Raw genomic sequence first — 12319 nt, 5'->3', positions numbered from 1 at the left:
GCCAATAATTCTAGCTATTTCACTCATGCCTTTTTTAGCTTGCAATAGCGCTGATATTTGATATCTTTGCTCTTGGGTAAGATGTGTATAGTGTTTCATAACGTTCTGATAGGTAGGAGTTGAAGTTTGAAATGCAACACGGCACATCTTACTCTTCAACTCATTCTTTTAAAACGTTGCACTTCTTATTTGAATCTAGGAGCTTAAATAACCCATACAATGAAGTGTTATTTCAATACGACCTTAGTGAACGATGCTGAAGTAACAGCAAACCTGAACTTGGGATATTTAAATTAAACAGCCTTACGGTCAAACTCAAAGTACATAATCCTTATCGCAAAGCCACCTCATAACTCGTACTGCGTCCTGATGCTACAGATTTTTGCATCATATCCTTCTCTATTAAATCATTAATATCTCTTAGTGCCGTGTCTATAGAACACTTAGTCATGGTCGCCCATTTTTTAGTGGTGAGTTTGCCATAAAAATCAGTCAGCAAAATATTTAACATCTTCACCTGCCTATCATTTAAAGCATGCTGTCGATGCGTCTGCCAAAAGCCTGCCTTATTGATAATTTTATCCGTGGTTTCTTGAGCTATAATGAGGGATTGCTCTAGCGTTTGCAAAAACCACACCAGCCAATCCGTGATATCTTTATCACCTTTTTGCGTACGTTCTAGTATTTTGTAATAGTCGTTGCGCTGTTTAAGAATTTGCGCTGACATACTATAAAAGCGTTGGGCACTGTTATCGCTTTTTGCCAGCATTCGTTCTGTGAGTGCTCGTGTTAGTCGTCCGTTTCCATCATCAAATGGATGCAGAGTCACAAACCATAAATGAGCAACACCTGCTTTTATGACCAAATCTATATCGTCTTGCTTATTTGACGAAGTATTAAACCATAATAGAAATTTGTCTAGCTCATCTGGCAACCTATCTGCACTGGGGGCAACAAAATGAACCTGCTCACGACCATACCCACCAGACACTACTTGCATCGGTCCTTTACTATCATCACGGATACTGCCTGCTTGAATACGATAAAGCCCACTATATCCATTTGGAAATAATGCTCGATGCCATCCGAGTAGATCATCTAATAATAACGGTTGTTGATAACGATAGGTGGCACTTAGCATCATCTCTACCACTGCATCGATCTCACGAGTAGTGGTTGGCATACTGGCATTATCCAGCCCTAAGTGCCGCGCAACTGAAGAACGAACCTGCTCATCATTTAGCGTCTCACCTTCTATCTCAGAAGTTTTGATAATCTCTAAGGTCACCGCATCTAATTGTGCCTCAACATTCAGATCGAACCCTAGTGTTAGTAGCTTTCCTAATAAATGGCCTTGTAATATCCGCACACGACTGACGAATGGCAATAGCTTCTTGTCCGACCATTGCCATTCAGTCCAATTTGAGTGCTCATGAATATAAGTAGTATGCTTCATACGTTCCCCAGAGATATGCAGAGATTAGAACAGTAATCTCCTTATATTATGCAGAGAATAAGCAGTAGAAACAATACGTAGAAATTCAAAAACGACAATAGCAGACGTAATAAGAATAGATTCTCAACGAACAAACATAGTTTTTTTGTTCTGAGAAGGGCTTGAGTAGAGGTAAAAACACTATAAAAATACAGTGCCCAAATACGAGTTAAATTTTATTGCATTATAATTTACATTGTGATTATTCAATCGTATAATATCTACAGGCCATAAAGGTCAATGAATGTAAGATATTATCATAATAAGCATTTTCGTCGACCTACCTTGACATGGTAGAGTTCAGCAGTTCGAGTCTGCTTATGCCTACCAAATTTAGAAAGCCCCAATCTCGCGATTGGGGCTTTTTTTGTCCGTAAAATATGGGCTGTAGCGGAAATATTAGATTAGAAAGCAGATTGGCACGGTTTAAGAGATGTACAAATGCAACACTAAATTAGATATATTGGTTCAATATAAAGCATGTACATAGGTGCATTCGTTTATTTACCCTGTTTTGGATATTGACCCATGTAAATGATGAGATTAAGCCATTAAATAAAGTAGCCCAACTTGAATAAAAAGCCTCTGACAAACCTCACAGGGTTGAAGTGCTGCCTTTCATTCAAAATTTCAGGCAGCACCCTCATACATTTAAGCGTCGGTATGAGCTGGTAGTTTACTAGCCAAAACATCTACTTTTTCAATAGACGGTGGCTCTGAAAATAGCTCATCGGCCTGATCCATCAAAGCAGCTGCAACCTTGCCAGATAAATGTGCTTGGCGACCCGCCTCATCAGGAAATGCATCAAAAATACCAAATGTTGTAGGTCCAAGACGTAGGCCAAACCACGCAACTGTCGCAGGTTCTTCCATTACAATAGGTAAACCGCCTTTAAGGAAAGCTTCCACTTCATCTTCTTTACCCGGTTTAGCTTCAAGACGGACATATAAAGCTGTTTTAAGCATGACTAAAACTCCATAATTATTAGAATGAAAACTGATTCTGACATTTCTAATGTATGCATGTCAGACAGTTTTGTCGTATAAAAGTTAAAAAAAATTTCCCATAGCTGAGCCAAAATCTGGGTTTTTATTTTGACATAATGCTATGGTTGCAGAATTGCACCACATTCCACATTGTCTTCTAACGCTTTTTCAATCGCTTGCGTCTGACCTTTGATCTTTCTGACACGTAGAAGAATCTTTTTTTTGACTTCAACCTGATTAGGCATCAGACCTCCTTATTTCTAGCATTAATACTATAGTGCCCCTAGTAAAAAAAAAGCAATATTTTTTATAAACCTTAAAAATTTAGGTCGTGTTTCAAAAAGTATGCTGAGATTAAATGAAGTCACTATTGGCTCTGCAACTGGATGCCATAATTAACTTTCCGAATCTTTACAATAACTTATAAAATTAAACTTCTGACATACTCCCCCCCCACTTTCGACTAACTCTTTACGAAACATGTTTCTCAGGGATTTTAAAAGCAAAACCTCACGGATTTAGGCATGCTTTCTGCTTCACAGAGCGACCTTTACTGCATCTTTCCTCCACAGACAAAGTGGTATGTCCTACCGCTAGAATATTGCGAGAAGCATTAATATCCGTATTCTTGCTAAAGCCACACTCAATACTGAACTAACACATCTAATTCGATGCCTTATTTTGCAATTATTTCCCTCAACACCTATAGTGAAAAACTTACCAATACTTTGCTAACAGTCTTTAAATGCAGTGATAAAATTATCCCATTGATTACTTGAAATTCGGGTATAGTGACCCCTGCCGTCAATCCCGTAGACATAAACTTGGGAGGTTTTAGTTACGCAGCCTGACGATAATAATCAAACCACACCTGTCTTGGCGCTCGATAGCCCAAGCCCTTTTGAATCCTAGTCTGATTATAATATAGCTCAATATAGCCAATAATATCGCTAATGGCTGCAAACCTCGTTTTATAATCTTGGTGATATACTAGCTCATTCTTCAATACGCCCCAGAAGCTCTCTATAGGTGCGTTGTCGAAACAATTGCCTTTGCCACTCATTGAGCCTATAAACAGACGCTGCTTGATGATCTTGTGGTAGGCATGGCTGCAATACTGGCTTCCTCTGTCAGAGTGAACAATTAGTCCCTTGCTTGGGCGTTTGTTCTTGATCGCCATATTAAGGGCACGGCAGACCAAATTTGCGGTCATGCGTTTGTTGATGGCATAGCCGACCAGCTCTTTGGTGTATAAGTCTTTCACTCCTGCTAAGTACAGCCAGCCCTCGGTTGTCCAGATATAGGTGATATCACTGACCCATGCTTCGTTAGGGCGGTTGACTTCAAACTGCTGATCTAATACGTTGTCATAAACCAGCTTGTTATGATCGGAGTCGGTGGTCACTTTAAAGCGCTTGTGGCGACGACATTTGATGCTATGCTCTTCTTTAATACGTCTGACCATGTATCGACTGATATCATACCCTTGTTCATTTAGATGCGCATGCAGACGCTCAAAGCCGTAGCGCTCCTTCGTTTCACTGTGTGCCGCTTTGACCAGTAGCTCAGACTGGTTATGATGTATCTGCTGAGCGCTGATGTCACGACCCAACCAATCGTAGTAACTTGAGGGCTTTACGCTCAGCACACGGCACATAGTGGTAATATTAAATATCTGCTGATTATCTTTGATAAAGGCGTACCTGATTAGCTGTGCTTGGCAAAGTACGCCGTCGCCTTTTTTAGAATGTCTCGTTCCTCCTCGGCAACTTTGAGTTGCCGTTTAAGGCGCTTATTCTCTTCTAGTACGGCTACGAGCTCAGGATCGTATTGCTCAGACCCTTTAAGCTTGCCTTGATTCGCTTTATTTTGCCAGTTCGATAAGGTTTGCATGGCGATGCCAAGCTGCTTTGCAGTCGCTGAAATATTACCCTTATTATCTACTATCTTCTTGACGGCTTCGGCTTTGAATTCGTCACTGTAGGTTCTTAATTTCTTGGTCATGGTAAACTCCTGTGAATACGCTTAGTTTACCAAGTTTAGCTCTACGGTTTCTTCAGCATAGCTCATAGTGATTAACTGTTTCAACTAACTACAAACGTGTTGCACTTGTGTTTTGAATCTACTTTCTATACTTGAAGTGTCAACAGACTCTATACAAAATCTGAGAAATATATGAACCTTCTATCCCCTGTCATACTGCTCACAGCGGCAGTGATTTCAGTCCCCTTAATCAAGCGCCTAGGATTAAGCTCGGTATTGGGATATTTAATTGCAGGATTAATTATTGGTCCATTTGGACTAGCGTTTTTCTACGATTCTGCGTCTATTCTGCATGTTGCTGAGCTTGGTATTGTGATGTATCTGTTTGTGATTGGACTAGAAATGCGTCCATCGTATTTATGGAGTTTAAGAAAAGAAATTTTTGGATTAGGCACATTACAGATTAGTGCCTGTTCATTGGGGTTAATGGCGGTAGGCTTGGCCTATGGCTATTCTTGGCAGGTGAGTTTTGTATGTGCTGCAGGCTTTGTACTCACCTCGACTGCAATTGTGATGCAACTTTTGGGAGATCGTGGAGACATTGCTCAACCACGAGGACAAAAAATTATCTCGATCCTGCTGTTTGAAGATTTATTGATTGTCCCTTTATTGGCAATTGTCGCTTTTATCGCACCGAATCATGTTGTTGAAAGTACTTCTATGCGTTTGCAGAGCATCGGAATTGGTTTAATTTCAATTGTAGGTTTAATCGCTGCAGGTTATTGGTTGCTTAATCCTTTATTTCGCTTATTAGCCGTAGCCAAAGCCCGTGAAGTCATGACTGCAGCAGCACTCTTGGTGGTGCTCGGCGCAGCATTACTGATGCAAGTCAGTGGCTTATCGACGGCAATGGGGGCATTTCTTGCAGGGGTATTACTCTCCGAATCCACTTTTCGCAATCAGATTGAAGCAGATATTGAACCGTTTCGTGGCATATTGCTCGGATTATTTTTTCTAGCCGTAGGTATGTCATTAGACCTTGACGTCATAAAAAATAACTGGATGTTAATTTTAAGTGCTGTACTTGTGCTGATGTTTGTCAAAGCATCCATAATTTATCTGATTGCACGCCTGACCAAAAGTTCACACTCTGAAGCACTCGATCGCGCATTACTAATGGCTCAAGGGGGGGAGTTTGCTTTTGTACTCTTTGCTGCCGCCTTGAGTGCTCAAATCATTAGTGCTGATGAAAGCTCAAACCTGAATGCGATTGTAGTCTTGTCGATGATTTTGACCCCCATCATAGGCATTCTGTTTAAACGTTTTACCCAAACTACAGAACAAACTTCTTTAGAAAATATCCGTATTGCTGAAGGACTTTCTGGAAAAGTCCTGATGATTGGTTTCGGTCGTTTTGGACAAGTCTCAAGTCAATTATTGCTTGCTCGAGGTATTGATGTGTCCATCATTGATAATGATATCGACATGATTCAAAACGCTGAAAGATTTGGATTTAAAATTTATTATGGCGATGGTTCTCGTTTAGATATTTTACATGCCTCTGGAGCAGATACGGCTGAAGCCATTGTTGTTTGCGTAGACCACAAAGAAACGACGAATAAAATTGTAGAGTTGGTGCAACATGAATTTCCTATGGCCAAGTTACTGGTTCGCTCTTATGACCGTGAGCATGCGCTGCATTTAGCAAAACAAAATGTGGATTACATGATACGCGAAACCTTCGAGTCGGCAATGCTATTTGGCGGTACAATTTTAGAAGAACTGGGTGTTGACCAGAGTGATGTTGAAGAAATTAGCCAAGAAATCCGAGAACTAGACAAAGAACGTTTTGGAACTGAAACTGCAGCAGATGATGTCTATGCTGGTATCGGCTTGCAATATACAGGACCGCGTCCGACTGCACCTTTAATTACACCAAAGCAAACAGGGCAAATTCTGAATGAAGATGGCACTCAACAATAATTTCACGTATTAAACCCAAATAAAAAAGAGGTCTGTGTAGATCTCTTTTTCGGTAAGCATCTGCTGAACCCCACCTCTTTAGTGAGCGGATGATATTTATTATTCATTATTTAGGAATTATTAAATCCTATAAATATCATTTATTGGATTAATTTATTTTGGTACTGTGCATATCATCCCTCAGTTAAGAATAAGGAACAACTATGAATAAGATGATGAATGCGCTTATCCTAGAAAATTTTGGTGATCATGAATTTAAACGTGTAGAACTCCCTATACCTCAACCAGAGGCTGGGCAAGTTCTAGTACGTATTCATGCTAGTGGTGTAAACCCTATTGATTATAAAATTCGTCTTGGTGAAGCAACATATGCTATGCCAGAGCTTCCTGCCGTGTTGGGAACGGATATGGCTGGGGTTGTAACTGCTGTTGGTGAAGGTGTCACCCACTTCAACGTCGGAGATGAAGTTTACGGTCTGATTGGTGGCGTCCGTGGTCTTCAAGGATCTTTAGCAGAATATGTTGTAGCAGATGCTGATCTGATCGCATTAAAGCCACGGAATATCTCTATGCGCGAGGCAGCAGTACTACCATTGACGTTCCTCACCGCTTGGGAAGGTTTAGTGGATAATGCGAAGGTCCAACCAGGGCAAACTGTACTGGTTCAAGGCGGTGCTGGTGGCGTTGGTTATATGGTGGTTCAGCTTGCAAAAGCACTTGATGCAAATGTTTGGGCGACTGGTCGTACAGCTGATCAATCACTGATTTCAGAACTCGGTGCAACACCTCTCGATTACACAACAGCATCTTCCGATGACATTATTGCTGCAAGCCCTGAGGGTCAAGGTTTTAACATTGTTTACGACACTGTGGGTGGTCCAGTACTCGAAGCTTCACTTTCCATGACGACTCACTATGGCCACATCACCAGCTGTGCTGCATTTGGCAATCATAATTTAGCGAATTCATCTCTACGGTGTGCCACACTGTCTGGCGTATTCGTCCTAATGCCGACGTTAACAGGCAATCGCCGTTCTCATCATGGTGATGTCCTTAAGACCGCGGCTCGTCTCGTTGAGGAAGGTAAACTGCGTGCTATTGTTGATCCTCGTCATTTTACTCTAGACCAAGCGATTGAGGCTCATGATGCTGTTCAAGATCGCTCTGCTAATATTAAGGTAGTTATCGATGTCATTTAACGCACTTCAGGCCAAGACTTGGCGCTTCAATTGTATTGGAGATACAGATGTTCTGACATTAGAAACACTTCCTGTTGCTTTACCAGCCGCAGGAGAAGTTCTAATACAGATGAAAACGATCGGACTCAACCGGGCCGATGTAATGTTTCGGCGTGGCACTTATATTCAAAAGGCAGTATTCCCTTCTCGTCTGGGATATGAGGGAGCAGGCATAGTTCTTGCGATAGGTGAAGGTGTACGCCAATTTTCTCCAGGAGATGCAGTATCGATTCTTCCGACTGACAATCTAGCCAAATATGGGACATATGCGGACAAGCTTCTGATTCCAGAAACTTTTTTAGTTCACAAACCCGATAATTTAAGCTGGGAAGAAGCTTCTTCAATCTGGATGCAGTATTTGACGGCTTGGGGTGGTGTAATCCATGCTGGTGGATTATCGAAAGGAAAAACGATCTTGATCACAGCAGCTTCAAGTAGCGTAGGACTAGCTGCGATACAGATAGCTGAAGCAGCGGGTGCTAAGGTCATTGCAAGTACACAGACGATAGAGAAAAAGCAACGTTTACTGGATCTTGGTGTTAAAGATGTTATAGCCAGTGAAGATGAACCAGATTTGTATGAGGCGCTTGTTTTACGTTTAGGTGGAGAACATCTTGATGTCGCCTTTGATGCTGTAGGAGGGCCACATATTGAACAGATTGCAAAAGCGATGTCTGTGGGAGGAACTATGGTTATGCATGGTGCACTTAGCCCGGAGAACACACCATTTCCCCTTAAAGTTGCATTACGCAAGAGCTTAACCATGCGAGGTTTTTTGTTCCTTGAGGTTCTCCATGACCCTGTTCTAAGGGAGCAAGCCAGACGATTTATTCTTAGCAGTATAGGTGCAGGATATCTTCGTCCAGTGATCGACCGTTGCTTTAACTTTGAGGACATGCATGATGCTCAGCGCTATCTTGAATCAAATCAGCAAATAGGAAAAATTGTAGTTACTCTGAATACATGATGGTCTTATCTGATGTCTACTTTCTAGAAAAAAGGTTAGGCGTGTCCCTAATTCAAGCGTTTATGACTAAATGGGGACACGCCCTAGTTCCATCTGATTCAGGTTTCTATACGGCCCAGCACTTCCACTAAGTAATCAAACAATGCTCGGATTCGCAAAGGTGTCGGGCCTCGCTGTGGACGATATAAATACAGGCGCCAAACGGGAGAGGTTTCCTCATGAAGTATCTGAATGAGCTTACCACTCCTAAGCCACGGCAAAACTAGAAATCCAGGCATGTGTCCGAATCCAACTCCAGCGAGAATAGCTTGAAATTCAGCTTCTAGATCATCTGTAATAAAACGAGGCTTTGATGGCGTGAAGCTTCGACTTTCGGTGAATGTCCATGGCCAGTAACGCCCTGTTTTATGATCGAATAGTGCTGTTAGAGGGTATTTATCAAGGTCAATAATTTTTTTGGGCATTCCAACCTTATCAATTAACTCTGGCGTACCCACAGAATAAAATTTCACTTTAGCCAACTCCCTTGCCACATATCGATTGTCCGGCAAAAATCCAAATCTGATCCCGATATCTATCCGCTCATCGATCACATCCGAGTGTGAATCTGTTAGCACACAATCCACGACAATATCTGGATAACGTGTGGCAAATTCTGCTAGTGCAGGTACTACCACTTTACGCCCTAACACAGACGACACAGTAATACGGACAGTCCCACGCATTTCATCTCGTTTTTCCTTGGTGTCTTTTACAAGCAAAGCATCGATCGATTCCACCGCAAGACGTGCTTGCTTTGCCAGACGCTCACCATCAGCGGTAATTTTAATTTGTCGAGTACTCCTGTAAAATAAAATCTCTCCGCGCTGCTCTTCTAGCTCTTTTATTGCCCGTGTCACTACCTGTGGGGAAATACCCAGTTGAGTTGCTGCCTCTTTAAAATTTCGAGACTCTGCTGCGACACAAAAGATACGCATCATTTCCAATTTGTTCTGCATGTCCAATCCTGTGTTATGGTAATTATTCCGCAAATAGGAATTCTGAAAGATAATATTATTCATTTATTATACCTAACAAGGCTGTAATACTTAACCCATCAAATATGATTGACAAATAGGTTGAAGGTTACTTGTATGAATAATATAGAAAATAAAGTTATTGTTATCACTGGTGCAAGTAGTGGTTTAGGTGAAGCTACTGCTCGCTTACTTGCTAAAAAAGGTGCAAAGGTTGTAATTGGTGCTAGACGTACTGAAAAATTAGAGGCTATTGTTCACGACATTCGTGCTGAAGGTGGTCAAGCTGAATTTATTGGTATGGATATAACCAAACCACATGAAGTACAAGCACTTATTGAAAAGGCATTAAGCGCATTTGGTCAAATCGATGTATTGGTAAACAATGCTGGATTGATGTCTATTGCACCATTAAGTGAGCTAAAAGTTGATGAATGGGATCGTATGATCGACATTAATATTAAAGGTGTTCTTTATGGTATAGCAGCTACCCTACCTGTTTTCCAAAAACAAAACTTTGGACACTTTATTAATCTCTCATCTGTTGCAGGGTTAAAAGTATTTAGTCCAGGAGGTACTGTTTATAGCGGTACTAAGTTTGCTGTAAGAGCCATCTCTGAAGGCCTTCGTCATGAAGTTGGGGAAACAATTAGAACGACTACTATTGAGCCTGGTGCAATTGAGTCAGAACTAAAATTCGGTTCTTCTCATAAAGAAAGTTCAGAGTTTGTTACTGATTTCTACAAACAAGCCATACCAGCTGACTCAGTCGCTCGAGCAATTGCTTATGCAATTGAACAGCCTGCGGATGTAGATATTAATGAAATTGTTTTGCGCCCAACGAGCCAAGATTTTTAATGATTGAATAACATAAAATGGGAGCACTTCGCTCCCATTTTTACTATATTTTTTAAAGTTGAGGACAAATCTATGAAAGCCGTATCGTATGTTATAAATAACCATGATGATTTTAAAAATTCATTGGTAGATATTGAAAAAGCGAAGCCTACGCTTAAAGAGCGTGATGTACTGGTAAAAGTTCAGGCAATCTCTGTGAATCCAGTTGATACCAAAGTGAGAAAAAATTCGTCTGAAGCAAATAATCGTATTTTAGGTTGGGATGCCGTTGGGGAAATTATTGAAGTTGGCTCAAAAGTTACCTCGTTTAAAGTAGGAGATTCTGTTTGGTATGCTGGCGATTTAACCCGAGATGGTAGTAATGCTGAGTATCAAGCAGTCGATGAACGAATTATCAGTCTTAAACCAATTACAGTATCTAATGCAGAAGCAGCAGCATTGCCATTAACTGCAATAACGGCATGGGAAATGCTGTTTGATCGGTTTCAAATTTCAGAAACAGAAGTTGGCAGTATTTTAATTATTGGTGGTGCAGGTGGTGTAGGATCAATCGCTATCCAACTCCTAAAAGCAAAAACAAATCTGACCGTTATAGCAACAGCGTCACGTGAAGAAACGAAATCTTGGGTGGAATCACTTGGTGCCGACCATGTCATTGATCATAGCAAAGATTTAAATGCACAAATCGAGACACTAGGCATTGCAAAACCAAAATACGTATTCTCTACCAATCATACAGAAACATATATCAAGCAAATAGTTTCTCTGATTGCACCACAAGGCAAGCTTGGATTGATCGATGATCCAAAAACATTTGATATTATGCCGTTTAAGACTAAATCTATTTCTATCCATTGGGAGTTGATGTTCACCCGTTCAATGTATGAAACCGATGATATTGAAAAGCAAGGTGATCTCTTGCAACAGGCTGCCCAATTAGTTGACCAGCAAAAAATTAGAAGTACCCTCAACCAAAATCTAGGCAAAATTAACGCTTCAAACTTGGAGAAGGCGCATAAGTTACTTGAATCAGGCAAGTCAAAAGGCAAAATTGTACTAGAAAACTTCTAAAATAAGGGAGCCCAAGCTCCCCTCAATTAGTGACTAGCCAACTTGTTCAGAATCCATTAATTGACTTACCAAGCTCACTAGATAATTCAACTGTGCTCAATTCACAGCTCTGATACTCTGCTGCAATCCCTGCTGAATATCCTGCACAACCCCTTCATGCGAAGCTTGTTGCTCTACCAAAAAGCTTCGCTCTTGTTCAGGATAATATTCCTCTAACACATCTAGCCCTTCCTCTATATCCGTTTCAAACCTTGCATTCGCAAAACCTGAACTATAGTGGTCAACTAATTTAGGACACCTTCTAAGAGGTTTTTATTAAAGTAACGTTTTTCTGTTTCTACTGGTGTTAAATAATTGTTGAAGCTATGCGGTCTCACGGTTTGATAGTAGCCCCAGATATAATCACTAATGGCGCTCGATGCTTCAGCGATATCCTCGTAACCGCCCTTTGGCATCCACTCGGTTTTAAAGCTCCTAAAGAAGCGTTCAGTTGGCGCGTTATCCCATGAGCGAGGATTGGCAAAGCACTGCTTTGCCCGAGTGCAAGGCGGAGGGCTGTGCCCGTAGTGGGTTTCCTTTGCGGCTCATACTCTGCTTCATATCCTTACAGTCAGCTATCGCGTCAGCGAACTCTTTACTGGTGTAATGCGTGCCTTGGTCAGAGTGGAACAGCACACCGCTTGGTTTAAGGCGAGTCTGATACGCCATCTTTAGCGCTGAT

10 protein-coding genes and 5 pseudogenes are annotated in these 12319 nt (G+C 41.2%); 5 read left to right on the top strand and 10 right to left on the bottom strand.

The genetic code is table 11. From position 1 onward, the window contains the following. The 6 genes and pseudogenes from HQR03_RS14420 to HQR03_RS13455 all read right to left on the bottom strand — a co-directional run. Positions 1-99 (bottom strand): helix-turn-helix domain-containing protein (locus HQR03_RS14420; protein ID WP_418889567.1); only part of this gene is annotated, 99 nt, incomplete at its 3' end. Between the two features lie 232 nt (positions 100-331). Further along, a complete protein-coding gene (locus tag HQR03_RS13475) occupies positions 332-1456 on the bottom strand; it encodes a Fic family protein (RefSeq protein WP_102093720.1) in 1125 nt (374 codons plus the stop codon). Positions 1457-2146: 690 nt separating this feature from the next. Continuing rightward, entirely contained in the window at positions 2147-2461 is a 315-nt protein-coding gene (locus tag HQR03_RS13470; RefSeq protein ID WP_173240488.1) for a putative quinol monooxygenase, read from the bottom strand. Positions 2462-2607: 146 nt separating this feature from the next. Further along, a pseudogene (locus HQR03_RS13465) lies at positions 2608-2727 on the bottom strand (metal-sensing transcriptional repressor); the annotation flags it as partial. 417 nt (positions 2728-3144) lie between these two features. Next, a pseudogene (locus HQR03_RS13460) lies at positions 3145-3276 on the bottom strand (IS1 family transposase); the annotation flags it as partial. Between the two features lie 44 nt (positions 3277-3320). After that, positions 3321-4486, bottom strand: a protein-coding gene (locus tag HQR03_RS13455; RefSeq protein WP_173240487.1) for an IS3 family transposase whose coding sequence is annotated in 2 segments (ribosomal slippage) — positions 3321-4228 and positions 4228-4486 — 1167 coding nt in all. Because the reading frame shifts where the segments join, the coding sequence is not laid out codon by codon here. Between the two features lie 171 nt (positions 4487-4657). Between HQR03_RS13455 and HQR03_RS13450 the strand changes: the two genes are divergently transcribed. From HQR03_RS13450 to HQR03_RS13440, 3 genes are all read left to right on the top strand, one after another. Then, positions 4658-6448 (top strand): monovalent cation:proton antiporter-2 (CPA2) family protein, encoded by a 1791-nt coding sequence (locus HQR03_RS13450; RefSeq protein WP_173240486.1) that lies wholly within the window; start codon positions 4658-4660, stop codon positions 6446-6448. 203 nt (positions 6449-6651) lie between these two features. Then, positions 6652-7647 (top strand): zinc-dependent alcohol dehydrogenase family protein, encoded by a 996-nt coding sequence (locus HQR03_RS13445; protein WP_173240485.1) that lies wholly within the window; start codon positions 6652-6654, stop codon positions 7645-7647. Then, complete coding sequence (locus tag HQR03_RS13440) at positions 7637-8653, top strand: zinc-dependent alcohol dehydrogenase family protein (protein ID WP_173240484.1); 1017 nt, start codon at positions 7637-7639, stop codon at positions 8651-8653. Before HQR03_RS13445 ends, HQR03_RS13440 begins: the two co-directional genes overlap by 11 nt. Positions 8654-8751: 98 nt before the next feature. On the opposite strand, the gene HQR03_RS13435 is transcribed toward HQR03_RS13440, so the two are convergent. After that, complete coding sequence (locus HQR03_RS13435) at positions 8752-9651, bottom strand: LysR family transcriptional regulator (RefSeq protein WP_173240489.1); 900 nt, start codon at positions 9649-9651, stop codon at positions 8752-8754. A gap of 135 nt (positions 9652-9786) precedes the next feature. On the opposite strand from HQR03_RS13435, the gene HQR03_RS13430 reads away from it, so the two are divergent. Together HQR03_RS13430 and HQR03_RS13425 are read left to right on the top strand one after the other, a co-directional pair. Next, complete coding sequence (locus tag HQR03_RS13430) at positions 9787-10527, top strand: SDR family oxidoreductase (protein WP_173240483.1); 741 nt, start codon at positions 9787-9789, stop codon at positions 10525-10527. Positions 10528-10599: 72 nt separating this feature from the next. Beyond that, the gene (locus HQR03_RS13425) at positions 10600-11598 is read left to right on the top strand and encodes a zinc-binding alcohol dehydrogenase family protein (RefSeq protein WP_173240482.1); all 999 of its coding nucleotides are present in this window, start codon (positions 10600-10602) and stop codon (positions 11596-11598) included. 96 nt (positions 11599-11694) lie between these two features. On the opposite strand, the pseudogene HQR03_RS14350 reads toward HQR03_RS13425, so the two are convergent. The 3 pseudogenes from HQR03_RS14350 to HQR03_RS13415 form a co-directional block, all read right to left on the bottom strand. Beyond that, positions 11695-11883, bottom strand: a pseudogene (locus HQR03_RS14350) (recombination directionality factor); the annotation flags it as partial. Beyond that, positions 11883-12074, bottom strand: a pseudogene (locus tag HQR03_RS13420) (IS3 family transposase); the annotation flags it as partial. The pseudogenes HQR03_RS14350 and HQR03_RS13420, both read right to left, overlap by 1 nt. A 22-nt stretch (positions 12075-12096) precedes the next feature. Further along, a pseudogene (locus HQR03_RS13415) lies at positions 12097-12319 on the bottom strand (hypothetical protein); the annotation flags it as partial.

It is taken from the genome of Psychrobacter okhotskensis (assembly GCF_013248965.1).
GTDB lineage: Bacteria > Pseudomonadota > Gammaproteobacteria > Pseudomonadales > Moraxellaceae > Psychrobacter > Psychrobacter okhotskensis.
Note: the sequence above shows the minus strand (reverse complement) of the source record. Positions and strands in the feature narration are given on the sequence as shown.

Excerpts from the sequence above, each read along its gene's own strand:
- HQR03_RS13440 (WP_173240484.1), top strand. The coding sequence starts at position 7,637 with ATGTCATTTAACGCACTTCAGGCCAAGACTTGGCGCTTCAATTGTATT.
- HQR03_RS13430 (WP_173240483.1), top strand. The coding sequence starts at position 9,787 with ATGAATAATATAGAAAATAAAGTTATTGTTATCACTGGTGCAAGTAGT.
- HQR03_RS13445 (WP_173240485.1), top strand. The coding sequence starts at position 6,652 with ATGAATAAGATGATGAATGCGCTTATCCTAGAAAATTTTGGTGATCAT.
- HQR03_RS13435 (WP_173240489.1), bottom strand. The coding sequence starts at position 9,651 with ATGCAGAACAAATTGGAAATGATGCGTATCTTTTGTGTCGCAGCAGAG.
- HQR03_RS13475 (WP_102093720.1), bottom strand. The coding sequence starts at position 1,456 with ATGAAGCATACTACTTATATTCATGAGCACTCAAATTGGACTGAATGG.
- HQR03_RS13450 (WP_173240486.1), top strand. The coding sequence starts at position 4,658 with ATGAACCTTCTATCCCCTGTCATACTGCTCACAGCGGCAGTGATTTCA.
- HQR03_RS13425 (WP_173240482.1), top strand. The coding sequence starts at position 10,600 with ATGAAAGCCGTATCGTATGTTATAAATAACCATGATGATTTTAAAAAT.
- HQR03_RS13470 (WP_173240488.1), bottom strand. The coding sequence starts at position 2,461 with ATGCTTAAAACAGCTTTATATGTCCGTCTTGAAGCTAAACCGGGTAAA.